The organism is Thermocatellispora tengchongensis (genome assembly GCF_014202315.1).
GTDB classification, from domain to species: domain Bacteria; phylum Actinomycetota; class Actinomycetes; order Streptosporangiales; family Streptosporangiaceae; genus Thermocatellispora; species Thermocatellispora tengchongensis.
This window is the reverse complement of sequence record NZ_JACHGN010000013.1, coordinates 14281-41028: the sequence shown is the minus strand read 5'-3', so window position 1 is coordinate 41028 and position 26748 is coordinate 14281. Positions and strand designations below refer to the sequence as shown.

The following is a 26748-nucleotide window of genomic DNA, read 5'->3' as shown; positions in this document are numbered from 1 at the left end:
GGGCGCTCCCCGCCCTCCCAGGAACCCCACCGCCGAGGCGGCCACCGCCCCCGCCCGCCCTGTCCGCGCGCACCGCCGTCATCTCCCCCGCCGCCCCTTCCAGGCATCGGACGCCGAACCGCCCCCGCCCGCCGCGGAGCCGATCACGCGGGCAGTGCGTCGTCCGGACGGTTCGGACGTGCCACCCCCTGCCCGATGTGGCCGCGTCGCGGCACCTCCGCGCGTGCCGTGGACCCCCGCGTTGTGCGGCAGCCAGATCTCGACGTCCTAGAGGCCGCCGGGCAGGTCGGTGAAGCGGAAGGTGCCCACGGGACTCGGCCGGTGCTCACTGGCCTCGGTGGTCATGTCGATGGTCAGGGTGTCGCCTCCGGTCGCCGTCGGCGCACTGGGCGCGGGCCCACGCGGGCAGCCGGTGCGGCAGCAGACCGCGTCCGTCCGCTCCAGGTCGAGCGCGCCGCGCAGGAGTTCGGCGGTGATGGGAATGGTGATCCAGTCCATGTGTCCGAGCCCGTTCCTGTGAGTTCTCGCCTGGTGCAGCAGGGCGTCGAGCGCGTCGGGGACCGGGCCCAGGTCTCCTCGGTGTTCATGGCACCTTGTGGCTCCCCTCTGCTCGGGACGCCATCCCTTGGCGCAGATGGAGCAGCGCCCGCCTGACATGCCCGGGCGCCAAGCCGGGTGGCGGTGAACAGGGCAGTGCGGCACAGGTCGAACGTTCGGGTCTGCGCCGCGGCGAAATCATGAACCGCGCCTTCGTGCCGCGCTGGAGTTTCGCTTTGTGAGAGGGCGGGAAAATCCCTGGTCGCCGGGCGTTCTGCCACGGTCTGCATGCGAATCGTGGCACCAGCGCGATGCGATACGGGCCCACGACCGCTTCCCTCCTCCCAGCATCCCATGTCGGAAAGACTTCGATGCCGGCGGACGAGCGAGCCCGCGCCGCCGCGCGAAAGGCAGGGACTTCATGCCCGAAGTGGAAACCAAAACCGATATCGACGACAAAGAAACGCGCTGCTCCGAGACGCAGTTCGAGAAAGAGAGCAGGGAGGAGACGGATTGGACCGTTTCCTCGTTCTACCGGCGCTCCCAGCCGGAGATCGACGCCATCCGCGAGGCCATCGCGCCGCTCGTGGACGCGGTGCGCGCCCGGACCGCGGACCTGCTGGCGCTCGACCTGCTGGACGCCTCGGCCCAGCCTCTGGGACCGTTGGCCGAGACCTTCACCGGGCCCACCGGCGACGAGCTCGCGCGGTTGGAGCGGCAACGGGCCGGCCAGCGCCTTCACGACATCGCGTTGCAACGGCGTAAGGGGCGCCTCATCAGCCGGGTCAGAGGGCTGGCCCTGATGCTGCCTGTGGTTCTCAGGCTCAGCGCGGCCGCGGGGACCGTGGTCGCGGTGCACGAGCATGTGGACGCGCTCAAGAACGGCCGACGTCCCCGCCGGCCCGGCTCCGGGACTCGCGGGACCTCCGAGCTGACCGAAGAGCAGAGGCAGAACGTCAAGGAGCAGATTGAGCGGTGGTGGGCGCTGCCGGATGAGCAGGTCTGGGCCCACGTGGCCGACATGTGCGATCGGCGCGCTCCGTCGCTGCAGTGCCAGGCGCTCCTGCTGAGCGAGATCAAGGCGTTGTCGGCGGAACCGGCCACGCCCTTCGAGTGGGCGAGCGGCGATGACAAGGCGGCGGTCGTGACCAGTTGCGTCCAGGCGTACGACGCTTTCCGCCCGCCCTCCGCAACGCCCAGGTCCAGAGCGCTGTACGAGCACATCGCTCGGTATGAGTACCAGGGGAGGCCGCTGCCGCGGACGGTCGCCGCGGACGTGGTGGAGCTCGCGGTGCACCAGATCATCGCGGACACGCGCCCTGCCCGCATGGGCCCGCGCCTGCACTTTCCGGAGCGGTCCGACATCGCCGAGACGCGCCTGTACGCCAGCAGGTACCTTGGGCAGGCCCGCCGCAACGGCATCCGCGTGTACCGCCACAGCGCGACCAGGCTCCGCGAGGCGCTGGAGCTCCGCTGCGGCCCGATACCGCTGATCGACCTCGACCAGGCCGAGGAGTGGATCGCCGGCCTGCCCGAGGACAACCGCGAGCGGCTGCGCGCGGAGAGAAACGCGGTTGTCGCCGCCTGGCGACGCGCTTTCCCGTTGCTGCCCGGCGAGCGGATCATCCGGGACGGGATGACGGCCCTGGCCGATCCCTGGCAGGGTAACGATGCGCACACCCTGGTCTACTCCCGGCGCACCGATCTGGGCGAGTTGGCGGTCGTGGCGCAGGGGACCCACATCGACCTCGACACCGGCGACTACGTCTGGACCCACCCGGCCTCACGCGCCACCTCCAGACCTTCCCTGAGCGCCGTGGAAGCCTTCGGCGTCGGGGGCGCGACGGTGGACATGGTCGAGGAGTGCATCAGCACCTTCAGCACGATCATGGCGGCCTGCGGCCCCGAAGGTCAGGTGGTAGGCGCCGTCGCGCTGGTGCTGAACACGATTTTGAAGGTCGCGTTCCCCGAGACCCAGGTCAATCTCCCCACGGTCATCGACCAGATCGTCAAGCAGGATCTCGCGCAACACAACATCGAGCAGGACATGACGCGTCTGCTGGCCTATACCGCGTGGATGAAGCACCAGGCCCAGGACGCCATCGCGAACCACTACGACTACCAGCAGGGCCAGGAGTACGACGAGACGCTGCAGAACATCAAGGACACCATCGAGCACGCCCTCGATCCCAGCAACCCGCTGCTGCAGTCGATCAGCGATCTCCAGTACGGCAAGTACCCCTGTGAACCGGAGTTCCAGATCATGGCCCTGCCGGTCTTCCTTCAGGGCGTCTCGATCCACCTCCTCTTCCTGCAGACCGCCATCCTGCTGTCCAACAACGCGACGACGTTCAAAACGTCGCGGACCGAAAGCCTGGTGAACACGGCGAAGGACTACCTGCAACACCTGCAGACCCAGCTTGACACCATCTCGTCGCGGTACGAGCACAGGATGGCCTGCAGAACCAGCCAGATCTACGACTTCTCGTACAGCGAGTGCTCCGGAGGGATGTGCACAGACGAGAAGGTCGTCTACTTCATCGACCTCTACGGAAGCGAATATCCGCAGCGCGACACGATAGAAATGCATGGCTGGGCCAACATCGCCGGGTGGGAGAGATGTGGTCATGCGAAGGGCGGCGGCTTCGACTGCCCTGACATGAAACCCGCACAGGCCGAATACTTCGCACAACTGGACGCCGACTTCCGGACCCACTACAACTTCGGCGCCAAGCGGGAGAGCGACCTGCGTGAGGCCATGAACATGCTTCAAGGCATCATCGACACCTACTCGCCCATGGTTTCGGCGTAGCCGGGTGGATAGTCCTCGCCAAGGGCGGGGCATGGGGCGTGATCGGGAGCCACCCCGAGTCTGCTCGGGGCATATCCGGTTCTGGCGGTCCGCGGATGTGCCGGTCGCCCGGTGGGATCGCGCGGCGGCGGGTAAGGAGTGGCCATGGTGGAATCGGGCGTGGCGCGGGTGCGTTGGGTGACCTTCGACTGTTACGGGACGCTGGTGGACTGGCGGCACGGCATCATGATCAGCGCGGAGTTGGTGGCCCCCGGCCACGGGGAGCGGCTGCTTGGCGCCTACGAGCGGCACGAGCCCCGGGTGCAGGAGGAGGCGCCGGGGATGCGCTACCGGCGGGTGCTGGCCGAGGCGTTCGGCCGGGCGTGCCGGGAGGTGGGGGTCGATGTGATCCCGGACGACCTCTCGGTGCCGGCCGCCACGCTCCCGTACTGGCGGGTCTACCCGGAGGTGACCGGCGAGCTGGGCGCGCTGCGCGAGGCGGGGTGGAACCTCGCGCTGCTGACCAACTGCGACCGTGACCTCGTGGCCGAGACCCTGCGCCGGCTGGCCGTGCCGTTCGACATGGTGGTGACCGCCGAGGACTCCGGCGCTTACAAGCCCGCGCCCGCCCACTTCGAGCGCTTCCGCGCCGCCCACCGGCCCGAGGCCGGACACTGGGTGCACGTGGCCCAGAGCTACTACCACGACATGCTTCCCGCCGCCCGGCTGGGCATCCCGCGGATCTGGATCAACCGCCGGGACGAGCGGCCCGATGATCCGTCGGTGGTGCCGGAGATCGCCCCGGACCTGGCCGGCCTGGCCGCCCGCGTGGCCAAGGTGGCGCAGGCCGCCCAGGGGCCCGCCTGGTGATCTCGTCTGCGGTGAGGGGGCGGTAGGCGGGCATCTGGTCCGGGGCGGGGAGCGACCGGTCCTGCTACCGGCAGATGGGCCGGTAGGGCACGGCGGGCAGGTAGCGAGCCCACTGCTGCCGCGACAGGGTGGTCCCGGCGCGTTCGCACACGGCCGCGGCCACCCGATCCGGGTCCACGGGGATCTCGTGGAGCATGTCGTCGGCCGCGACGTACAGGGTGCGGCCGTCGGCGCTGAACGTCATCGAGTCGAGGTACCTCGCCTCGTTGTTCACCTTGAAGGAGCCGCCGACGCGCCGGCCGGCCTCGGGGTCCCAGAGCTGGATGGTGCCGTCCTGGGTGAGGGTGACGAGCATGCCGCCGTCGGGCGAGAACGTCATCGTGCTGATCGTCCCGGCGGCGCGGGGCAGTGCGGGGCGGACCGGCGTCGGCCCGTGGACGTTCCACAGGGCGATGCGTCCGCTCTCGTCCTGGCCGACCGCCATGAGGCCCGTGCCGCTCAGGGCGGGGCCGCCGAAGTACGAGTCGTCGTAGCCGCGGCCGACCGGTTCGCCGGTGGTCACGTCGAGGAACCTGCCGCTCGCGGTGGCGAGCGTCTTGCCGTCGGCGGTGAACGGCCCCAGAGGGTACGTCGCGGTGCGATGGTCGTGCAGGACGCGTCCGGTGGCCGCGTCGTACACCACGACGCGGCTGTCGCCCATCTGTCCCGGCGGTCCCATGAGCAGGGCGATGATCCTGCCGTCGGGAGAGAACACCGCCGTGTGCGGCGGGTTCTCCCGCGGCGCGGGAACCGTCCAGAGCTGCTGGAGCGTCGTGAGGTCGATCAGCCTGACCCGGTGCGGCGACTCGGCGATGAGCAGTCGCGTGCCCGTCCGGTCGAAGCCCGTGGCCGTCAGGTGGCTCTCCGAGGTGATGGGGAACCGCGCGATCTCGCGGCGGCCGGGCAGGGCCAGGAGCCTGAGCTCTTGGTCCCAGGGGTCGTGCACCGCGGCCCAGCGCCCGTCGGGGCTGAGCACGGCCGGTCCCTCCATGGGCGTGGACGTGATGCGCGGGGCGAGGTCCACGGTCACCACGGCGTCGTCCATGAGATAGCGCAGGGTGGTGCCGCCGGGGTCGAGGCCGACGTCGGTGAGCTCGCCCTCGGCCCGGTAGGACAGCACGCTGCCGAAGTCGGCGAGCCGCCACACGCGCAGGTCACGGCCCGCGAAGGCGACCAGGTGACGGCCGTCGAAGCGCAGCCGGGCGCCGTCCTTCCCGCAGATGTCGCACGACCACTCCAGCGTCTCCTCGAAGCTGTCACTGCGCAGGCGGCCCGTGGCCGCGTCCAGGATCGCCACGCCCTCCTCTCCCACGCAGGCCAGGCTCCGGCCGTCCTCGCTGAAGGCCGCAAGCCACGGGCGGTCGCGGCAGGCGGCGTAGCGCCGTTGCCGGGTCAGGCCGGGCAGGGACAGCTCCTCGAACCGATCGCCGGTGAGCAGCAGGCGCTCGCCGGCCGGGTCGAGCAGGTGGGCGACGGCGCTCAGGGTCTCGGGCTCGTTGCGCGTGATCGCGCCGGTGGAGACGTCGAGGACGAAGTCGAGGAAGCCGGCGTAGCGCGCCACGAGGGTGGTCTCGTGCTCGCCGAACAGCACGTCCTTGGGCGCGTCGGTCCCCTGCGGGTGGTCCAGGTGGATCAGCCGCCGGCCGGAGGCGAGGTCCCAGACGGCGAGCTTGCGCCACGTTCTGACCGCCACCAGGCGGCCGCTCTTGCTGAGCACCGGGTTCTGCGCGAGGTCGCCGTCGAGCCCGAGCCGCGCCAGGCCGGCGGTTCGCCTGCCGGTGCGGACGTCGTACACGTTCAGGCCGTCCTCGCTGACGCTCACCAGCGTACGGCCGTCGCGGCTCAGCGCCCGGCTTGCCACGCCCCGGACCGGCGGGTCGCGGAACACCGCGGTCTCCCGCTGCTGGAGGGAGGCCGTCAGGCTGGAGCGGGTCTCGGGCTGGGAGGACACCCGCCAGGCCGCCACGCTCAGCAGCATCGCCGCGGTGGGGTCGATGGCGCGTATCCGGTCGGCCTCGGCCGCCGCCTGCTTGGCGGTCGCGATGTCGCGCTGCTCGGCCACCTCCTCGCGCTGCACCAGCACCATGCCGCTCGCGGCGAGCGCCGTGGCCAGCAGCACCGCCAGCGTCGCCGTGGTCAGCTTCCTCCGCCTGGCCCGCTTCTTGGTCAGCTCGGTGCAGGCCCGCAGGAAGTCGCGCTCGAACCGGGCCAGCGTCACATGGCGGCGGCCGGTGGCGGCCCAGCTCAGCGCCTGCTCCAGGCGGCTTCCCTGCAGCAGGTCGCCGTCGCGCCTGCCGTTGTCGTCCCAGTGCCGGGCCGCTTTGGTGATCTGGCCGAGCACGGCCAGCCCGTCGCGGTCGGCGTCCACCCATGTCCGCAGCCGGGGCCAGGCGCGCAGCAGCGCGGGCCGGGACAGGTGCGCGGAGTCGCCGTCGGCCACCACCACGTACGAGAAGACCTTCAGGATGCGGCGTATCGCCGCGGCGTCGTTCTCGGAGCGGCCGTCGAGCAGCTCGTCGTACGCGACGCGCCGGCAGCTCTCCCGGCCGTCCTCGCCGACCTCGACGAACCGCAGGAACACCTCGGCCGCCAGCTCGCGCTCCTCCGGGGAGAGCGCGCCGTAGGCGTCCTCCGCGATCGTGCCGAGCGCCGGGTCCTGTGAGCCGGGGCCTGTGATGTCCCGCGCGGTGCGGCTGCCCGCCGCCAGCAGGCCGCCGGTGTCGCTGCGGTCGCCGCTGACCAGCGCCAGCAGCAGATCGCGGGCCGTCGGGCGGGCGGCGGGATCCTTGTGCAGCGCCCCTGCCACGAGCGGGGCCAGCCGCGGCGGCAGCATGCCGAGGTCGGGCTGGTGCGACAGCACCCGGTGCATCACACCGCCCAGGTTCTCGGCCTCGAACGGATTGCCGCCCGTGGCCGCGAACACCATGGTCGCGCCCCAGGCGAAGACGTCGGCGGGTGCGCCCGCACGCTGCCCGGTGAGCACCTCGGGGGCCAGGTAGCCGGGGGTCCCCGAGACCTGCCCGGTCGTGGTCAGCGACATGTCGCGGGTGCGCGCGATGCCGAAGTCGATCACGCGCGGGCCGTCCGGGCCGAGCAGCACGTTGTCGGGTTTGAGGTCGCGGTGGATCACCCCCGCGTCGTGGATCGCGGTCAGCGCCGTGGCGACCGCCGTGGCCAGCCGATGCAGGTCGTCACCGGTGAACCGCCGCCCGGCGGCCACGGCCTGCCGCAGGCTCGGTCCCGGCACGTACTCCGAGACGATGTACGGCCGGCGCCCCTCCAGGTCGGCGGCCAGCACCCGGGCCGTGCAGAACGTCGCCACCCGCCTCGCGGCCGCCGCCTCCTTGGCGAAGCGGCCGCGCCCCTCGGCGTCGGCCTCATGCAGCACCTTCAGCGCGACCCGCCGTCCCCGGGGATCGTAGGCCTCGTAGACGACACCCTGCCCGCCGGAACCCAAGCGGCCGGCCAGCCAGTAGTCCCCGATCCGCTGCGGGTCTCCCGGGCTCAGCTTCTCCACGCCGAGTTGGATGCCGGCCGGCCCGCCGGGGTTCTCACCCGCCCTCCCGGAATCGGCACGGCTCGTGGCCCCGGCGGTCAGGCGAACGCCATGGCGGTCTCCATGACGTACCGGCCGTAGCTCGAATCCCGCATCTCGTGGCCGCGCTTGTAACAGGTGTCGGCGTCGATGAAACCGAGCCTGAGCGCGATCTCCTCCAGGCAGGCGACCCTGATGCCCTGCCTGCTCTCCAGGATCTGGACGTACTGGCTGGCCTCCAGCAGCGACTCGTGCGTGCCCGCGTCCAGCCAGGTGAAGCCGCGGCCGAGCTTGACCAGGTGCGCGCGTCTCTGCTCCACGTAGACGCGGTTCACGTCCGTGATCTCCAGCTCGCCCCGGGCGGAGGGCTTGATGCTCCGGGCGATCTCGACCACCTGGCCGTCGTAGAAGTACAGACCGGTGATCGCGTTGTCGGAGCGGGGCGCCAGCGGCTTCTCCTCCACCGAGATGATCGCGCCGGACTCGTCGAGCTCGGCCACGCCGTACCTGTCGGGGTCCTTCACCGGGTAGCCGAACAGCGTGCAGCCGTCCAGGTTCCGCTTGGCGGCCTTCAGCACCTCCGAGAAGCCCGCGCCGTGGAACAGGTTGTCGCCGAGCACCAGCGCGACCGGGCCGTCGCCCACGTGCGCGCCGCCGACCAGGATGCCGTCCGCGACGCCGCGCGGCTCGGCCTGCTCGGCGTAGCTGAGCGCGATGCCCAGGTGCGACCCGTCGCCGAGCAGGGCGGCGAGCGCCGGGAGCGCGCTGGGGGTGGAGATGACGAGGATGTCGCGGATCCCCGCCAGCATCAGCGTGGACAGCGGATAGTAGATCATGGGTTTGTCGTAGATGGGGAGGAGCTGTTTCGAGGTCCCCAGCGTCAGCGGGTGTAATCTCTTGCCGTTCCCGCCGGCGAGCACGATGCCTTTCACGTCACCTCCAGGCGCGTTGTGGGTGCGGCGTCGGCCGTCGATCAGTCCAGGACGGGCAGGGCCGGAGGGTCCTCCAGCTTGGACAGCAGGACGTGGAGGCGTTCTCGCAGCTCGGCGCGCAGGTCCTGCTCGGGGGCGGCGGCCGCGACGGCCTGTTCGAGTCCCTCCAGCTCGGACAGGATCGAGGCGGGGGCCGGGTCGTCGGCGCCGCATGTCGCCAGCAGGTGCGCGACCAGGGTCTCCGGCGTCGGGTTGTCGTAGATGTAGGACACCGGCAGCCGCAGGCCGGTGGCCGCGTTGAGGCGGTTGCGCAGCTCGACGGCGGTGAGCGAGTCGAAGCCGATGTCGAAGAAGCCGCGTTCCAGGTCGATCCCGGCGGTCGAGCGGTGGCCCAGGACGACCGCGACGTTGTCCACGACGATGCCGGTGACGATGCTCTCCCGCTCCTCCCGGGACCGGCCGGCGAGCATGGCCCGCAGATCGGGCTCCTCCTCCCGGACGGCCGCCGCCGTACGCCGGGCGGGCGCCGCGATCAGGTCGCGCAGCAGCGCGGGGACGCCCTCGTCGGCGGCGGTCTCGCGCCACCGGGCCAGGTCGAACCGGGCGGGCACCTGTACGCCGACGTCGGCGCGCAGGGCCGCGTCGAACAGCGCCAGGCCGTCCTCGGCGCTCAGCGCGGCCACGCCGCCGGCGCGCATGCGCGTCCGGTCGGCCTCGGTGAGGTGGGCGGTCATCCCGCTGGCGGGGGCCCAGATCCCCCAGGCCAGGGACAGGCCGGGCAGCCCCTCGGCCCTGCGGCGCTGGGCGAGGGCGTCCAGGAAGGCGTTGGCCGCCGCGTAGCCGGCCTGTCCGGGACCGCCGATCACGCCGGTGACGGAGGAGAACATGACGAACCAGGCCAGGTCGGCCGATCGGGTCAGCTCGTCCAGGTTGACCGCGCCGTCGATCTTGGGGCGGAGGACCCGGGCGAGCCTGGCCTCGTCCTGCGACAGCACCATGCCGTCGTCCAGGACGCCGGCGGCGTGGATCACCGCGGTCAGCCGCACATCCCGCAGCAGGGCGGCGAGCGCCGCCCGGTCGGCGACGTCGCACGCCTCCACCCGGACGTCGGCGCCCAGGTCCGCCAGGTCGTCCTCCACGCCCGGCGCGGCCTTGCCGGAGCGGGAGACCAGGAGCAGCCGCCGGGCCCCGTGCGCCGTGACCAGATGGCGGGCGAGGAGCCGGCCGAGCGTGCCCGTGCCGCCGGTGATCAGTACGGTGCCGTCGGGGTCGAGGGCGCGCGGCGTGCGCAGCACGATCTTGCCGACGTGCCCGGCCTGGCTCATCCAGCGCAGCACCCGGGGGGCCTGGCGGATGTCGGCCGTCGTGACGGGCGGAAGCGCCAGCGCGCCCTGCGCGAACAGGTCCATCACCCGTGCCAGCAGGCCGCCCATGCGGTCGAGATCCAGGGCGGCCGCGTCGAAGGAGACGTACTCGACGCCGGGGTGGCGGTCCGCCAGCTCGCCCGGGTCGCGCAGGTCGGTCTTGCCCATCTCGACGAGGCGGCCCCCGGGGCGCAGCAGGCCGAGGGAGGCGTCCACGAGCTCGCCCGCCAGGCAGTTGAGCACGACGTCCACCCCTTCCGGGGCGGCCCGGCGGAAGCGGCCGGCGAACTCCGCCGTCCGGGAGGAGGCGATCTCCTCCTGTGCCAGGCCCATCTCGCGCAGAACCGGCCACTTGCCCTCGCTCGCCGTGCCGAGGACCCGCGCGCCCGCCCACCGGGCCACCTGGACGGCGGCGGTGCCGACGCCGCCGGTCGCCGCGTGCACCACGACCGTCTCGCCCGCCGCCAGCCTGCCGAGGTCGATCAGCCCGTACAGCGCCGTCACGTACGCCACCGGGACCGCCGCCGCCTCCTCGAACGACCAGGCGTCCGGCATCTTCGCCAGCACCCTCTCGTCGGCCAGCGCCGCGGGGCCCCAGCACTCGCGCATGAAGCCCAGGACGTGGTCTCCCGGCCGCAGCCGGGTGACGCCCGGCCCCACCTCGGTCACGACGCCCGCCGCCTCGTTGCCCATGGCGCCGGGGTCGGGATACATGCCGAGCCCGACGAGGACGTCGCGGAAGTTCACGCCGGCCGCATGGACTTCGACGCGTACGTCGCCGTGGCCGAGCGGCCCGCGGTCGGCCTCGGCGGGCACGATCGTGACCGCCTCCAGGCTGCCGGGCGCCGTGGTGTCCACCCGCCAGCCGGTTCCGGGCGGCGGGATCAGCGCGACTCCGGAGGCGCCCGGGACGATCCGCTCCAGGCGGGGGGCGAGCGCGGCCCGGCCGCGTACGGCGATCTCGGGCTCGTCCTCGGCGGCGAGCACGCCCGCCCAGGGGACCGGCCCGCCGTCCACGTCGATGAGGCTCACCCTGCCGGGGGCCTCGGCCCGCACCGAGCGGAGCAGGCCCCACACCGCGGCCTGCACCGGGTCCGGGGGCGTCTCACGGGGGCGCGCGCCCTCGGGGCAGGAGACGGCGTCCCTGGTCACGACGACCAGACGGGTCTCGGCGTACCGGTCGTCTCGCAGCCAGCGCTGCACGGTCGCGAGCATCGTGGCGGCGGCGTCGCGCGCCGCGACCGCGGCGGAGACGGGGGCGGAGGCGGGCGCGGCATGTCCGGGGGCGGCGTCCTGAGGGGCCGCGGCGGTGTCCGCCGGGGCGCACACCACCAGCACGTCGGGGGCGCCGGTGACGGCGTCGAGGTCCGGGAAGCTCTCCACGCCCAGGCCGGCGCGGCGCAGGCCGGCGGCCACGCCGAGCGGATCGGGGCCGGCGACGACGCACCGGCCCGCGTCGGCGGGGCGGAGCGGGACCGGCGTCCAGTCCAGGTGGTAGGAGTCGTCGCGGGCGGCGGAGCCGGTGGCGCCGAGGTCGCCGAGGGCGACCGCCCGCAGTCCCAGCGAGTCGAGGACCGCCAGCGGCGCTCCTGCGGGGTCGCTCAGCTCGATCGAGGCCCCGCCGTCGTCCTTCGGCACGATGCGCACCCTCGCCGCCGACGCGCCCCCGGCGAGCACGGACAGCCCGGTGAAGGTGAACGGCAGCAACACGCGGCCCTCGGCGACCTCGCCGCCCACCTCCGCGAACCCCATGGCCTGGAGCGCGGCGTCCAGCAGCACCGGGTGCAGCACGAAGCGGCCGGCCTCCCCGCGCAGCTCCGGGGGAAGGGCGACCTCGGCGAACACCTCCTCGCCGCGCCGCCAGGCACCGCGCACGCCCTGGAAGGCGGGGCCGTACTCGTAGCCGGCGCCGGACATGTCCGCGTAGAAGTCCTGTACGGCGACGGGTTCCGCGCCCGGCGGCGGCCATGCGGCGGTCGCCTCGCCCGGTTCGCCCAGTTCGCCCGGGTCGGGCACGAGCGTGCCGGTGGCGTTGCAGGTCCACTCGCCGCCGCTCTCGGGCACGGCGTACACGGCCACGTCCCGGGCGCCGTCGGGGCCGGCGGCGCCCACGGCGACCTGGACGTGGACGCCGCCCTCGCCGGGCAGGATCAGCGGCGCCTGGAGGAGCAGCTCGGCGACACGCCCGCAGCCGGTCTCGTCCCCGGCGCGGACCACCAGCTCGGCGACGACGGCGCCGGGCACGACCGCGACGCCGCCCACCCGGTGGTCGCCCAGCCACGGCTGGGCGGTGAGGGAGAGCCGTCCCGTCAGCACGCACTCGCCCCGGCCCGGCAGGTCGATCCGGGCGGCCAGCAGGGGGTGCCCGGCGGGGACGAGCCCGGCCGAGGCCAGGTTCGCGTGGCCTCCGGCGGAGGGGTCGGGCCAGCACCGCTCGCGCTGGAAGGCGTACGTGGGCAGGGCGACCCGCCGCGGGCGTGTGCCGGCCAGGACGGCGTCCCAGTCGATCGCGGCGCCGGCGACGTGGGCGCCGGCCAGGCTGAGCATGAAGCGGCCGAGCCCGCCGTCGTCGCGGCGCAGGGTCTCCACGACGGCGGCGCGGGCCCGCTGCGCGAGGTCCTGCACGGCGGTGGTGAGCACGGGGTGCGGGCTCACCTCGACGAACAGCGCCGCCTTCTCGGCGAGCGCGGCGATGACCGGGGCGAACCGCACCGGTTCGCAGAGGTTGCGGTACCAGTAGTGCGCGTCCAGGCCGCCGGTGTCCAGGGGGCCGCCGGTGACCGTCGAGTGGAAGACGGCCGAGCTCGTCCGGGGCGCGATGCCGGCGAGGTCCGCCAGGAGCCGGTCACCGAGCCGGCGCACCTGCGGGCTGTGCGAGGCGTAGTTGACCGGTATCCGCCGGCCGCGCACGCCGCGCGCCTCGGCGCGGGCGAGCACGTCCTCAACGGCGCCGGGCGTGCCCGAGACCACCGTGGCGGAGGGGCCGTTGACGGCCGCGACGACGGCCTCCTCTCCCCACGGCCGCAGCAGCTCGCGGGTCTCGGCCTCCCCGAGCGCGAGCTGGGCCATCGCCCCGGCGCCCGCGAGCTCCAGCACGGCCTTGCTGCGCAGCGCGACCACCCGGGCGGCGTCGTCCAGCGACAGCGCGCCCGCCACGTACGCGGCGGCGATCTCGCCCTGCGAGTGGCCGACGACGACGTCGGGCCTGATCCCGGCCGACTCCCACATCCGGGCCAGGGCGACCATGACGGCGAACAGCGCGGGCTGGACGACGTCCACCCGCTCCAGGTCGCCCTCGCCGCGCAGCACCGCAGGCAGCGACCAGTCCACGTACGGCGCCAGCGCCGCCTCGCACTCCGCGACCGCGGCGGCGAACACCTCGCTCGACTCCAGCAGCGCGGCCCCCATGCCGGCCCACTGGGAGCCCTGGCCGGGGAAGACCATCACGATCTCGCCGGGGCGGGCGACCCCGGTCGTCACGCCGACCGCGGCCCGGCCCTCGGCGAGGGCGGCGAGCCCGCCGATCGCCTCGTCGCGGCCGGTGGCCAGGACGACGCCGCGGTGCTCCAGGGCGGCCCGCGTCCGCGCCAGGGACCAGCCGACGTCGGCGAGGCGCAGGGCGGGGTCGGCCTCCAGGAGCGCCCGCAGCCGCTCCGCCTGCGCCGCGAGCGCCTGCGCCGACCGGCCGGAGACCACGAGCGGCACCGGCCCGCCGCTGGCGACCAGGCCACGCGCCGTCTCGCCCCCGGCCTCCCCCGGCGCCGCACCGGGGGGCTGCTCGATGATGACGTGCGCGTTGGTGCCGCTGAGCCCGAAGGCGGACACGCCCGCCCTGCGCGGGGCTCCGTTCGCGGGCCACTCGCGGTGGTCGGTGAGCAGCCGCAGGGCCCCGGAGGACCAGTCGATGCGCGGCGAGGGCTCATCCACGTGCAGGGTCTTCGGCAGGACGCCGTGCTTCAGCGCCATGACCATCTTGATCACCCCGGCGACCCCGGCGGCGGCCTGGGTGTGGCCGAAGTTGGACTTCACCGAGCCGAGCCAGAGCGGCCGGGAGGCGTCCCTGCCCTCGCCGTAGACGGCGTTCAGCGCGGCCGCCTCGATCGGGTCTCCGACGAGGGTGCCCGTGCCGTGCGCCTCCACCACGTCCACGTCGGCGGGGACGAGCCGGGCGTTGGCCAGCGCCTGGCGGATCACCCGCCGCTGGGACCGGTCGCTCGGGGTCATCAGGCCGTTGGTCGCGCCGTCCTGGTTCATGGCGGAGCCGGGCACGACGGCCAGCACCTCGCGGCCGTTCCTGACCGCGTCCGACAGCCGCTCCACCAGCAGTATGCCGACGCCCTCGGCCCAGCCCATGCCGTCGGCGGCGGCGGAGAAGGGCTTGCAGCGCCCGTCCCTGGCCAGGGTGCCGGTCTGCGCGAAGCCGAGGAACGCCGCGGGGTAGGCCATCACGGTCACGCCGCCGGCGAGGGCGAGCGCGCAGTCGCGCTGGCGCAGCGCCTGGCAGGCCAGGTGCAGTGCGACCAGCGAGGACGAGCAGGCGGTGTCCACCGTCACCGCCGCCCCCTCCAAGCCGAGGATGTGCGCGACCCGGCCGGAGACGGCGCTGCTCATGCCGCCGGTCAGGCCCTCGCCCTGGGCGCCCTCCGGGACCTGGTCGTGGTACATGACGCCCATGTAGACGGCCGTCTCGCTGCCGCGCATCGAGCGGGGGTCGATCCCGGCCCGCTCGAACGCCTCCCAGGCGGTCTCCAGCGCGAGCCGCTGCTGCGGGTCCATCCCGGTGGCCTCGCGCGGCGAGATGCCGAAGAAGGCGGGGTCGAAGTCGGTGGCCCCGTCGAGGAAGCCGCCCTCCCGGCCGTAGTCGGTGCCGGCCAGGGCGGGATCGGCGTCGAACAGGGCGGCGGTGTCCCAGCCGCGGTCGGCCGGGAAGGGGGTCACCGCGTCCACGCCCGCCGACACCAGCCGCCACAGGTCCTCCGGGGAGCTCACCGCCCCGGGAAAGCGGCATGCCATTCCGACGATCGCGATCGGCTCGGCGGCCTCCTCCCGCCGGACGTCGTCGCGTGGCGCAGTGGTCAAGCCATATCCAGTCATGGTCGCTCCGAATCCGGCGCGCGCATGCGCAATGGCACGCGAAAGGCGAGATACACCGGGGACGATAATCACGGGCGGCGCCGCCGGTAACCCCTATGCCCGCGCCACGCCCCCGCCTGCCCGGACGCGGCCACGGCGGAGAACAGTAGGGGTGGCGGCGGGCGCCTAGGGGATGACCGCCCCGCTTTCCGATGAGTAGCTTGGTCATCGTCCACTCGTCTGCGAAATAACGCCGCCCCCTATTTCGATTGGCCGCGAAAGCCGCGCAATTGAAACGCAGACCGTCACTGCCGCTGGCGAGGAGCCGCACGGGGCGAGCGGCGCCGTCGGAGAGGAAGGGTATGGACGCTCAAGCGTACGACCGGTCGCTGATCGGCGACTGGCTCGGCCACGACCTGGACGCGTGGACGCGCCGCGTCGTGCGGCGCAACTTCCACCCGGACACCGGTGCGCCGTACTGGCTCAAGCGGGTCGCCGACCTCGGCTTCGATCCCCTGGAGATCGAGACGTTCGCCGACCTGGTGAACTTCGGCCCGTTCCCCCTGGAGATCCTGCGCACGATCGACCCGGCGGCGCTCGTGCCGCAGGCGGTGCCGCGTCCGCTGTCCGGCCGGGTGTGGGAGACCGGCGGCACGACCGGCAAGCCCTGCCGGGTGTTCCTGACCGACGACACGATCGCCGAGCGCGGCGAGTGGAAGCGGTGGGCCCTGGTCAAGGACGGGTTCGACGAGGGCCGCAACTGGCTGCAGGCGAGCCCGACGGGGCCGCACATCGTGGGCAACAGCATCTCCGAGATCACCGACCAGTACCCCTACGCCGGCCAGGTCCACACGATCGACATGGACCCGCGCTGGGTCAAGCGGATGATCAGGGCCGGGAACCTGCCGGTGGCCAACGAGTACACCGACCACCTCCTGGAGCAGATCATCCAGATCCTGGACACCCAGGAGATCCACTACCTGTGCACCACGCCCGCGCTGTTCCACCTGATGCTGACCAAGCACCGCGCGCACGCCGCGCGGCTCCAGGGCGTCGCCCTCGTCGGCACCCGGGTGACCCCGGAGATGTACGCCGACTTCGTGGACGTGCTCGGCTCGGGGGTGTGCGCGCTGTGGTACGGCAACACGCTCTACGGCATCGCGCCGATGCTTCCCCCCGAGGACGGGGGCGCGCTGCTGCCGCACGTGCCGCCGTACCCGCAGGTGCAGTTCACGGTGGTCGAGAAGCACGACTGGACGACCCCCGTGGAGTACGGCCAGGTGGGCCAGGTCAAGGTGACGATCCTGCAGGACGACCTGTTCCTGCCCAACATCCTGGAGCGCGACCAGGCCGTGCGGTTCGACACCGGCGACCGCTGGCCGAGCGACGGCGTCGCGAACGTCGGCCCGCTGTACGTCGCCCAGAACACGCCCGAGGACATCTACTAGCGCCGAGGGCGCAGGCCGACCGGGAGTCAGTGTGGAGATCTTCGTCGATAATGTGTGCCTGGACGGTGAGACGCTCACCGTCCAGGACGTCGTCCGCGTCTCCCGCCCGAGCGGGGGCACGGTCGCCGTGGACATCGCCGAGCCGTCGATCGCGGCGATGAAGGAAGCGGTCGTGCTCAAGCGCGAGCTGATCGACGCGCGCATCCCCATCTACGGGGTGACGACCGGGTTCGGGGACAGTTGCGCCCGTCAGATCGCCCCGGCGAAGGCGGCGGAGCTGCAGCGCAACCTGATCCTCTACCACCTGAACGGGGTCGGGACGACCGCCGCGCCGGACGTCACCAGGGCGACCATGCTCATCCGGGCGAACTGCCTGGTGCGGGGGCCGTCGGCGGTGCGGCCCGAGGTCGCGGCGACGCTGCTGCGCCACTTGCAGGCCGACATGCTGCCGCTGATCCCGGAGCAGGGGTCGCTCGGCGCGAGCGGCGACCTCGTGCCGCTGTGCTACGTGGCGGCGGCGCTGCTCGGCGAGGGGGACGTGCTGCACGAGGGCCGTACGCGGCCGGTGCTGGACGCCCTGCGCGAGGCGGGCATCGCCCCGCTGACGCTGGAGCCGAAGGAGGGCCTGGCCCTGATCAACGGGACGTCCTTCACCTCCGCTTTCGCCGCGCTGGCGGTCGCCGACGCGTGGGAGCTGGCGTTCGCGGCCGATCTGGCCAGCGCGATGACCTGCGAGGCGCTGCTCGGCAACACCTCGCACTTCAGCCCGTTCATCCACCACAACAAGCCGCATCCGGGCCAGGTGGCCAGCGCCGAGCTGATCTCCTCGCTGCTCGACGGCTCCCAGCTCACCACGAGCTACCAGGAGATCCTGGGGCACCGCATCCCCATCGGGGAGCGGACGTTCCTGGGCCTGTCCCAGCCGATCCAGGACAAGTACTCCGTGCGCTGCGCCCCGCACGTCATCGGCGTGCTGCGCGACTGCCTGGAGTGGGCGGAGCGGTGGGTCACCGTGGAGATCAACTCCTCCACGGACAACCCGCTGTTCGACGCCGGCGAGGGCGCGCTCCACCACGGCGGCAACTTCTACGCCGGGCACGTGGGGCACGCGATGGACAGCCTGAAGGTGGCCGTCGCGAGCGTGGCCGACCTGCTGGACCGGCAGATGGAGCTGGTGGTGGACGAGAAGTTCAACTCCGGCCTGACGCCCAACCTGATCCCGCGGGTCGAGGACGACCAGTGGGAGGCCGGGCTGCACCACGGCTTCAAGGGGATGCAGATCGCCGCCTCCGCCGTCACCGCCGAGGCTCTGAAGCACTCCTCGCCGGCCACGGTGTTCTCGCGCTCGACCGAGGCGCACAACCAGGACAAGGTCAGCATGGGCACCATCGCCGCCCGGGACGCGCGCACGATCATCGAGTGCACCCGCAACGTCGCGGCGATCCACCTGCTGGCCCTGGCCCAGGCGCTCGACCTGCGCGGCCCCGGGCTCGCCTCGCCGGCGGTGCGCACGGCGTACGAGCTGATCCGGGCGCACGCGCCGTTCGTGGCGGCCGACCGGCGCATGGACCGCGACATCCACGCCGTGGCCGAGCTGATCAAGACGGGCGCGCTGCGCCGGATCGTGAGCGAAGGGCTGCCGGCCGGCGAGCGCGTGCCGGGGTAGCCCTTCGGCGCCCGGGTGACCCTTTGGAGATCGTAAGACAGCGGGAGTTCGCATGCCCTTCGGCGGTAGGGTCATGGTGCTCGGCGGCACCGGTTTCGTCGGCCGTCACATCTGCGACGCGTTCGCGGCGGCGGGCGGCGAGGTGCTGGCGACCGGCCGGCGACCGCCGCCGGCCCGGTTCGCCCACCCGTTCCTGCGCCTGGACCTGTCCGCGCTCAGCGCGAGCGCCCTCGCCGCGACACTGGAGGAGGTGCGTCCCCGCGTCGTGGTGAACGCCGTCGGCAGCATCTGGAGCAAGACGGAGCCGGAGATGTGGCCGGCCGTGACGCTGCCGACCCTGTCGGTGGTGGAGGCGATGGGGCTGATGACCCACCGCCCCCGGCTGATCCACCTGGGGTCGGTCCTGGAGTACGGCTCCGGCGGCGCGGGCATGACCGTGGGCGCGCACACCGCGGCCGTCCCCACCAGCGAGTACGGCAAGGCCAAGCTGGCGGCCACCGAGGCGGTCGTGGCCGCGGCCAGGACGGGCGGCGTGGACGCGATGGTGCTGCGCGTCGCCAACTGCGCCGGCCCCGGGACCCCGCAGATCAGCCTGCTCGGCCAGGTGGCCGAGCACCTGCTCGCGGCGGCCGGCGGCGGGACCGCGACGGTGCGGCTCTCGCCGCTGCGCGCGCACCGCGACTACGTGGACGTGCGCGACGTGGCGGACGCGGTGGCGCTGGCCACGGCCGCGCCGGTGTGCGGGGAGGTCGTGGACATCGGGCGGGGCGAGGTCGTCGCCGTGCGCAGCCTGGTGCACCTGCTCATCGAGCTGAGCGGCATCCCGGCCAGGCTGCTGGAGGTCGAGGCCGGCCGGACCACCAAGGCCGGCTCGGACGAGGACTGGCTGCAGGTGGACATCAGCCGCGCGGCGGAACTGCTCGGCTGGCGTCCGCGGCGGACCCTGCGGGAGTCGGTGCGCGACTTCTGGCGCGAGCTGACCCTGGACGCCGAGGTCAGCCACCGCTGAAGCGGCCAGACGGCCTGAGACGACAGACGGCCTGAGACGACGACGTGAGCGCGCCGGGGAACCCCGGCGCGCTCACGCTGCTACAGGACCGCTACAGCGCCTCGCGGACGCCCACGAACAGGCCCCGGCCGCTCTGCGTGCCCGCCAGGTACTCGGGCTTCAGCCCGGCCCGGACGAAGGCGTCCTCGTACTGCTCCCTGGTGAACAGCATGGCCCGGTGCGTCTCGGTGAAGTGGCGCACGCCCACGCCCGGCTCGGCGACCAGGTAGTGCGCCTCCATCCGGGACGCGTCGCCGTCGCGGACGGTGTGCGTCACCCGCGCGATGGTACGGCCCTCGCCCTCCACGATCGCGCGCGAGACCGAGTCGTCCAGGAACGTCTCGGGGAACCACCACGGCTCCACCGCCACCACTCCCCCGGGCACGACGTGCGCCGCGAACCGCTCCAGCGCCCGGCGCAGCTCCGCCTGGGAGGCGACGTAGGCGATGGAGGCGAACAGGCAGGTGACGGCGTCGAAGGTGCGGCCGAGGTCGAAGTCGCGCATGTCGCCCCGGTGGAAGACGGCGCCGGGGTGGGCGGCGCGGGCGATCCGCAGCATGGGCTCGGACAGGTCGACGCCCTCGATGGTGCCGAAGTAGGCGCGGAACGGCTCGTAGTGGCCGCCGGTGCCGCAGGCGACGTCGAGCAGCGAGCGCGCGCCCGGGAAGCGGGCGAGGATCTGCTCGGCGACGTAGCGGGCCTCGCCCTCGTAGTCCTTGCCGCGGGCCCGGTGCTGCTGGTCGTAGATCGCGGCGGTGTCGGCTCCGTACACGGCGGGTCTCCTTCCGGCGCGCCGGGTCAGCCGCGCGCCACGCGGTGCTTGGCGGTCAGCGACTCCAGGACCGGCACGAGGTCCACGGGTCCGGGCAGTTCCTGGTTCTCCCGGCTGAGGGCCAGCGCGTTCTCCCGGTACGACGGGTCGGTGATGATGCGCTGGATGGCCTCGCGCAGTTCCCCCGGCGAGCGCCGCTCAGGCGGTATGCACATGCCGGCGCCGCGCCGGACCAGGTGGTCGCCGATGAGCACGGTGTCCCAGGTGTCGTCCGGGACGAGGAACTGGGGCACCCCGCGGGCCAGGGCGTTGCCGAAGGTGCCGAAGCCGCCGTGGTGCACGATGGCCGAGCTGGTCTGCAGGATCGTGTTCAGCGGTACGAAGTCGACCGTCTTGACGTTCGCGGGCACGCGGGCGGCCCGCCCGAGCTGGAGCGGGTCGAGCGTGGCGATCACCTCGACGTCGAGGCCCTCCACCGCCTCCAGCATCGCCGACAGGAAGCGCGACACGTCGCCCTCCAGCTCCCGCTTGGACAGGCCGAGGGTGAGCACGATGCGCGGCCGGTCCGGCTTCTCCAGCGCCCAGCCGGGGATCTCCGACGGCCCGTTGTAGTGGACGAACCGGATCGGCACGTACTCCAGGTCCACGGAGTACTGCAACCACTGCGGGGTGGGGTCGATCGTCCACTGCCCGGCGACCATCTCCTCATCGAAGCGCTGGCCGTACCGCCGGGCGCTGCGCCGCAGCCAGTCGCCGAGCGGGTCCTCGGTGAACTCCGACAACGGGTGGTCCAGGAAGCGCAGGAAGATCTTCCTGATCCGGCCGATCAGGTCGGGCCCCCACAGCATCCGGGCGTGCGCGGCCCCTACGGCGCGGGCGGCGATCGGCGCGGCGAACATCAGCGGGTCCCAGATCACCAGGTCGGGCTTCCACTCCCGGGCGAACGCCACCATGTCGTCGATCACCTTGTCGGTGTTGACCGTCTGGAACAGGTACGACCCGTAGGTGATGATGGGCAGCACGAAGTCCCAGGTCATCTTGCGCTCGTCGGGCTCGGCGATGTCCACCCACGCGCTCTGCCCCATGGCGGGGTCACGCGGCTCGCGGCGCATCGCCTCGTCCAGGTGGACCGGGCTGCCCAGGGGCACGGAGGGCAGGCCGGTCCCGGCGATCACGCCGGCCGCGTCCGGCGTGCTGGCCACGACGACCTCGTGCCCGGTCACGTGCATGGCCCACGCCAGCGGCACCATGTTGTACAGGTGCGTCTTCGCCGGCAGCGTCACGACCAGGACGCGCATTCCAGCCCCCTCCGATATCGCGAAAACCCTTGCCCCACGATTTGCGAGATAGGCCGAGCGTGTTTTATCCGGGCCGGGGCGTCAACCCCTAGCGGCCGTTCCACTAGGGGTTGCGTGCACCACCACGCGGAAATACGGTTTCGACATGCTCAATTGTCGTGTGTGCGGTGGGCCTGTCGAAGAATTCTTGGACTTCGGACAGCAGCCCCTGGCCAACGCGTTCCGCGAGGTCGGTCAGACCGATGACGAGTTCTTCTTCCGGCTGGCCGTGGGACTGTGCGGGTCCTGCACCATGGTCCAGCTCGTCGAAGAAGTCCCGCGCATTCGGATGTTCCATGACGCGTACCCGTATCATTCGTCGGGTTCGTCGGTCATGCGGAAACATTTCGACGCCACCGCGCGGCACTTCCTGGAGACGGAGCTGACCGGGCACGATCCGTTCATCGTCGAGCTCGGGTGCAACGACGGGATCATGTTGAAGGCCGTCGCCGAGGAGGGCGTCCGGCATCTGGGCGTGGAGCCCTGCGGCGGCGTGGCGGAGCTGGCGAAGGCGGCGGGGGTCCGGGTGATCTCCGAGTTCTTCCAGGACTCGACCGCGGCCGGCATCCGCGCGGCCGACGGGCCGGCCGACGTCATCTTCGCCGCCAACACGATCTCGCACATCCCCTACATGGAGTCCATCCTGTCCGGGGTGGACCGGCTGCTGAAGCCGGACGGCATCTTCGTCTTCGAGGACCCGTACCTCGGCGACATCGTCCGGCGCTCGGCGTTCGACCAGATCTACGACGAGCACTTCTACTTCTTCACCGCGCGTTCGGTGCGGGCGATGGCCGAGCGGCACGGGTTCGCGCTCGTGGACGTCGAGCGGCTGCCCGTGCACGGCGGCGAGGTCAGGTACACCCTGGCCAGGCAGGGCGCCCGGCACCCGACCGCGAGCGTCGCCGAGCTGCTGGCCGAGGAGGAGGAGCTGGGCCTGGGGCGCATGGAGACGCTGCGGGGGTTCGCGGCCAACGTCCGCAAGAACCGCGACGACCTCGTCGCCCTGCTGACCGACCTGCGCGCCCAGGGCCGCACCGTCATCGGGTACGGCGCCGCCGCCAAGAGCGCGACGGTGACGAACTACTGCGGGATCGGGCCCGACCTGGTGGCGTACGTGACCGACTCGACGGCGGCCAAGCAGGGCCGGCTCACCCCCGGCTCGCACCTGCCGGTGCGGCCCCCGTCGGCGTTCTCCGACCCGTACCCGGACTACGCGCTGCTGTTCGCCTGGAACCACGCCGAGGAGATCATGGCCAAGGAGCGGGCCTTCCACGAGGCGGGCGGCAAGTGGATCCTGTGGGTCCCCGAGGTGCGCATAGTGTGACGACTCCCCCTCCGGTACTTCTCCCCTCCGGCAACCGAACAGGACCGCCCTTTCGCAAGGGCGGTCCTGTTCCGGTTGCGCTCGCCGTACCGGGGGATCACCCCACCGCGTACTCGTCCAGGGTGGCGATGGCCTTCACGACGTCGTCCGGCGTGCGGACCTCCAGCACGTCGAACGGCCACTGCAGGAACTCCATCTGCGCCGGCGAGCCGGGGCCGGGTGCTATCGCCAGCCGGACGCCCTCCGTCTTCAGCCCGAGCCGCACGTTGTCCACCCACACCGGCTCGGTCAAGCAGCGTATGAAGATCCCGGCCAGTTGCTCGCCCTTCGTGATCGGCTCGCGCTGGAGCCCGCAGTAGATCGGCACCACCGGGTCGTGGAACGCGGTGGCCCGGACGAACGGCTCAAGGTGGTCGCGGATCGGCTTGTACCGGGGGCTGTGCACCGCGCCGTAGGTGTCGTACAGGCGCACCTGCTCCTTGCGCGGCATCCGGGCGGCGAGTTTCTCCAGGTCGTCCATGTAGCCGGAGACCGTGATGATGCGGTACGAGCCATCCGCGATCAGCCCGGAGTCGGCCGCGAGGTACACGTCGGGCCACTCGTCGCCGTAGAACCACTCGATCTCGGCGGGGCTGGTGCCCTCGGCGAAGGCGAGCTGGGCCAGGCCCTCCGTGCGTCCGCTGTCGTCGGTGCCGGGGGCCTCGGCGATCCGCCCGATCAGCGTGATGAGGTCCTTGCGGTCCACGCCACCGGCCGCCGCGGCGGCCGGCATGACGCCGGCGCAGTGGCCCGCCATCGCCTTGGGCTGCACGCCGGCCTCGGCGAGGATGTCCATGACGCCGAGCGAGACCACCATGTTGCGCAGCAGCGCGAAATAGAGGGGATCGCCCCGCCGCGACTCCATCGCGAGCAGTTCCCGGGCGTCCAGATCGACCCACCCGGCCGCCTGCTCGCACCACTCGCGCATGCTGGGATAGCGTTCATAGAATTCGAGGCCCTGCGGCTCGAGTGCCGCGCCGGCCTTGAAGAAGTAACCTAGGCTCACAACCAGTCCTCCGGGTTTATTCCGCTATTTTCGTCCGAGCCGTCCAGCGGAACGTCAGCGCGTTCTGGTCGCGGCGCTCGAAATGCTCGTACCCGCCCTGCCGTTCGATCTTTATCTTGCCGTCGGCGATTCTGTCCCGTTCGATGCGCAGCACGTTCGGCAGGTCCTCGGGACCGCCCTCCAAAATGATCTCCGCGAGGTTGTCAGAGTCCAACGCGCTCTCCTATCCAGCCGGCTGCTACGGTTTGCGGGCCGACACCAGGACGTAGTCGGTGTCCCTGATGTAGCCCTCGATCGCCTTGATGTGCCGCCACAGCACGTTGTGCCTGGCCGGGTCCACCGGCCCCCGGGAGTTCAGCTCCTCGAAGTGGCGGTTCATGTAGGCGAGCAGCGGCTTGTACACCTGGTCGGTGATCGTCCTCATCGTGACGTCGGTGAAGCCGGTCTTGACGAGCCGCTCCTCGTACTTCTCGCGCGTGTGCCAGTTGTCGGCGGGGACGACGAACCTGCGGCCCCGCTCCTCCAGCTTCTCCTGCTTGGTCTTGGCGCCGCTGACCCGGAGCGGGACGACGTCGGCGGTCGCCAGCACTCCGCCGGGGCGCAGCACCCGGAACGCCTCGCGGAAGAACGCCCGGCGGGTGTCGAAGTGGAAGGCCGACTCCAGGGCCACCACGCGGTCGAAGACGCCGTCGTCGAACGGCATGTCGGTCGCGGAGGCGACCCGCAGGTCGATCCGGTCGGCGAGCCCGCGCTCGCGCACCCGGGCCCGGGCGGCCTCGACCTGCTTGGGGGTGATGTTCAGCCCGACGATCTGCCGGACGTTCCTGGTCTCGGCCCAGTGCATGTCCTGGTCGGCGTAGCCGAAGCCGGCGTCGAGGACCCGGTCGCCCTCGGTCATGCCGGCCGCGTCGGCGAGGCGGTCGGCCAGCGCCTCGCAGGCGTCGTCGAGGTTGTCGCAGCCGGGCTCCCAGAAGCCCAGGTTGACGTACATGCTGCGTTCGGTGGGGAAGTGCTCCGGTTCGTACAGCGAGTAGTACCACCTGACCCGGCGCTCGGGTGAGGAGAGCATCATCCGCAGCCGGTGCGACATGGACAGCAGGCCGCCGCGTACTGATCTTCGGAGAACCGCGGTGTCTGACATTATCGGCTCCAGAGAGGGGACATGAGGCGCGTCGTGCTGGACAGTAGTTCCGCCCCTGCGCCCCCGGTACCCCTAGGACTTTGGGGTTGACCGGGGGTTTTCCGGGGGGTGGAAAGGGGCCGCGCGCTAGCGGAGGCGCGCGGCCGACAGGTGCACCGGGAGCCGGGCGAGCCGCCGGAAACCCGGGCGCGGCAGCCACTCCAGCTCCTGTTCCGGCACCGCGAGCGCGAGGTCGGGATAGGAGGCGAGGAGCGCGCCGAACCCGGCCTCGGCCTCCTGGCGGGCCAGGGCGGCCCCCAGGCAGTAGTGGGGGCCGTGGCCGAACCCGACGTGCTCCTCGCCCCGTCCCGGCTCGCGGGGACGGAGGACGTCGAACCTGTCGGGGTCGGGATACCGGGCCGGGTCGCGGTTGGCGCCCACGATCAGCGCCATCACCGCGTCGCCGGCCGCGACCCGCTCCCCGCCCAGCTCCAGGTCCTCGCGCGCGTAGCGGAGCCGGCCGTACAGGAGGGGGCCGCACCAGCGCTGGACCTCGTGGACGAGGTCGGGCAGCAGGCCGGGGTCCGCCCGGACCGCGGCGAGCTGGGCGGGGTGGGTGAGCAGGGCCACGGTGCCGTTGCCGATCAGGTGCGCGGTGGTCTCGTGCCCGGCGACGACGAGGCTGAGCACCATCGTGATCAGCTCGGTCTCGCTGAGCCGGTCCCCGCCCGCCTCCCGCGCCTCGATGAGCGCGTCGAGCAGCCGCCCGGCGGGCGCCGCGCGGCGGGCGTTGATCATCTCCCGGATGTGCCCGACCATCTCGCGCAGCGCGGCCCGCATGGCGACCGGTTCGGCGGACATCAGGCCGTGGCTCCAGCCGAGCCACAGGCTCCGCTCGCTCTCGGGCACGCCGACCAGGTCGCAGATGACCGTGATCGGCATCGGATAGGCGAAGTGCTCGATCAGGTCCACCGCGCCGTTCTCGGCGTGGTCGGGCAGCGCGGCCAGCAGGCGCTTGCAGGTCTCCTCGACGCGTGGCCGCATCTCGGTGATCCGCCGCACGGTGAACGCGCGGGAGACCAGCTTGCGCAGCCGGCTGTGGTCGGGCGGGTCGTGGTCGAGGATCGCCTCGGTGAGGTACGGGATGAGCTCCTCGTCCATGCCCATCGCGCGCATCGCGTCGCGGCGGGTGTCGGCGGCCCGGCCCCCCGGCACCGACGCCGGGTCCACGACGAAGCGCGGGTCGGCCAGGACTGCGCGCACCTCGGCGTCACGGGTGGCGAGCCAGATCTCCGAGCCCTCCAGATATCTGGCCCGCACCAGCGCGCCCTGCTCGCGCAGTCCGGCGATCGTGCCGTACGGGTCGGTGTGCAGGGCCGAGCGTGCCATGTCGAAGACGGTCATGCGGTCAGCCCGTCTCCAGGTCCTTGAAGCTCCAGAAGCTGCGCAGCTCGTCGATGAGCCCCTGCTCATTGACCAGGAACGTCACGATGCAGTTGATCTTGACATGGCTCTTGTTGGGATCCATGTAGTTGACCGAGTCGCAGGTGAGGGCCACGGCGACGCTGCGCCCGTCCTGCCCGGCGACCATCTTCTCGACGGTGTCCTGGATCTGGCAGTCGACCAGGTTGAACCGGAGGTACTCGCGCAGGGCCCGCTCGCCCTTGCGCGGCTCGTAGCCGATCGGGTCCTCCACGACGGCGTCGGGGGCGAGCATGGAGAACACGCCCTCCACGTCGCCGGCGTTCACCCGCTTGAAGTACTCGTTGATGATTTCCTTGCGTTCGATCTCGTCGAGCATGTCCATCCTCGGGTCTCGGAGTTCTCGGCCTGTGGGCAGAGGGCGG

General features: G+C 72.3%; 17 protein-coding genes. 6 read left to right on the top strand and 11 right to left on the bottom strand.

Translation table 11 applies throughout. The annotated features are described in order from the left end of the window. Nucleotides 1-267: 267 nt before the first annotated feature. Entirely contained in the window at nt 268-498 is a 231-nt protein-coding gene (locus HNP84_RS28195; RefSeq protein ID WP_376771970.1) for a hypothetical protein, read from the bottom strand. 460 nt (nt 499-958) lie between these two features. Here HNP84_RS28195 and HNP84_RS28190 point away from each other — a divergent pair, with 460 nt between their 5' ends. Together HNP84_RS28190 and HNP84_RS28185 are read left to right on the top strand one after the other, a co-directional pair. Continuing rightward, on the top strand, nt 959-3349 hold the full coding sequence (locus tag HNP84_RS28190) for a hypothetical protein (protein WP_185052962.1): 2391 nt from the start codon (nt 959-961) through the stop codon (nt 3347-3349). A 144-nt stretch (nt 3350-3493) separates the two neighbouring features. Further along, entirely contained in the window at nt 3494-4198 is a 705-nt protein-coding gene (locus HNP84_RS28185; protein WP_185052961.1) for an HAD family hydrolase, read from the top strand. Nucleotides 4199-4262: 64 nt separating this feature from the next. Here HNP84_RS28185 and HNP84_RS28180 read toward each other — a convergent pair whose 3' ends face one another. From HNP84_RS28180 to HNP84_RS28170, 3 genes are all read right to left on the bottom strand, one after another. Then, nucleotides 4263-7754: a serine/threonine-protein kinase gene (locus tag HNP84_RS28180; RefSeq protein WP_185052960.1), complete on the bottom strand. Its 3492-nt coding sequence runs from the start codon at nt 7752-7754 to the stop codon at nt 4263-4265. Nucleotides 7755-7831: 77 nt separating this feature from the next. Beyond that, nucleotides 7832-8704 (bottom strand): glucose-1-phosphate thymidylyltransferase RfbA, encoded by an 873-nt coding sequence (gene rfbA, locus HNP84_RS28175; RefSeq protein WP_185052959.1) that lies wholly within the window; start codon nt 8702-8704, stop codon nt 7832-7834. 41 nt (nt 8705-8745) lie between these two features. After that, nucleotides 8746-15147, bottom strand: a complete 6402-nt coding sequence (locus HNP84_RS28170) for a type I polyketide synthase (protein WP_221336856.1) — start codon at nt 15145-15147, stop codon at nt 8746-8748. Nucleotides 15148-15503: 356 nt separating this feature from the next. On the opposite strand from HNP84_RS28170, the gene HNP84_RS28165 reads away from it, so the two are divergent. From HNP84_RS28165 to HNP84_RS28155, 3 genes are read left to right on the top strand one after another with little or no spacing between them, the layout of a single operon-like run. Beyond that, nucleotides 15504-16589, top strand: coding sequence for an arylcarboxylate reductase (locus HNP84_RS28165; protein ID WP_185052957.1), 1086 nt, complete (start codon nt 15504-15506; stop codon nt 16587-16589). A 31-nt stretch (nt 16590-16620) separates the two neighbouring features. After that, entirely contained in the window at nt 16621-18255 is a 1635-nt protein-coding gene (locus HNP84_RS28160) for an HAL/PAL/TAL family ammonia-lyase (protein WP_185052956.1), read from the top strand. Nucleotides 18256-18307: 52 nt separating this feature from the next. Continuing rightward, complete coding sequence (locus HNP84_RS28155) at nt 18308-19264, top strand: NAD-dependent epimerase/dehydratase family protein (RefSeq protein WP_185052955.1); 957 nt, start codon at nt 18308-18310, stop codon at nt 19262-19264. 91 nt (nt 19265-19355) lie between these two features. On the opposite strand, the gene HNP84_RS28150 is transcribed toward HNP84_RS28155, so the two are convergent. Then, nucleotides 19356-20075 (bottom strand): class I SAM-dependent DNA methyltransferase, encoded by a 720-nt coding sequence (locus HNP84_RS28150; RefSeq protein ID WP_185052954.1) that lies wholly within the window; start codon nt 20073-20075, stop codon nt 19356-19358. Between the two features lie 26 nt (nt 20076-20101). Further along, entirely contained in the window at nt 20102-21373 is a 1272-nt protein-coding gene (locus HNP84_RS28145) for an activator-dependent family glycosyltransferase (RefSeq protein ID WP_185052953.1), read from the bottom strand. Nucleotides 21374-21518: 145 nt separating this feature from the next. On the opposite strand from HNP84_RS28145, the gene HNP84_RS28140 reads away from it, so the two are divergent. After that, entirely contained in the window at nt 21519-22736 is a 1218-nt protein-coding gene (locus HNP84_RS28140) for a class I SAM-dependent methyltransferase (RefSeq protein ID WP_185052952.1), read from the top strand. Between the two features lie 97 nt (nt 22737-22833). Here HNP84_RS28140 and HNP84_RS28135 read toward each other — a convergent pair whose 3' ends face one another. The 5 genes from HNP84_RS28135 to HNP84_RS28115 all read right to left on the bottom strand — a co-directional run bounded on the left by HNP84_RS28135 (nt 22834) and on the right by HNP84_RS28115 (nt 26702). Next, on the bottom strand, nt 22834-23703 hold the full coding sequence (locus HNP84_RS28135; RefSeq protein ID WP_185052951.1) for an ACP S-malonyltransferase: 870 nt from the start codon (nt 23701-23703) through the stop codon (nt 22834-22836). 94 nt (nt 23704-23797) lie between these two features. Beyond that, a complete protein-coding gene (locus HNP84_RS28130; protein ID WP_185052950.1) occupies nt 23798-23995 on the bottom strand; it encodes a DUF5988 family protein in 198 nt (65 codons plus the stop codon). Nucleotides 23996-24019: 24 nt separating this feature from the next. Then, a complete protein-coding gene (locus HNP84_RS28125; RefSeq protein ID WP_185052949.1) occupies nt 24020-24922 on the bottom strand; it encodes a class I SAM-dependent methyltransferase in 903 nt (300 codons plus the stop codon). Nucleotides 24923-25048: 126 nt separating this feature from the next. Next, entirely contained in the window at nt 25049-26305 is a 1257-nt protein-coding gene (locus HNP84_RS28120) for a cytochrome P450 family protein (RefSeq protein ID WP_246518815.1), read from the bottom strand. A gap of 4 nt (nt 26306-26309) precedes the next feature. After that, entirely contained in the window at nt 26310-26702 is a 393-nt protein-coding gene (locus HNP84_RS28115; RefSeq protein WP_185052948.1) for a nuclear transport factor 2 family protein, read from the bottom strand. Nucleotides 26703-26748 lie beyond the last annotated feature (46 nt).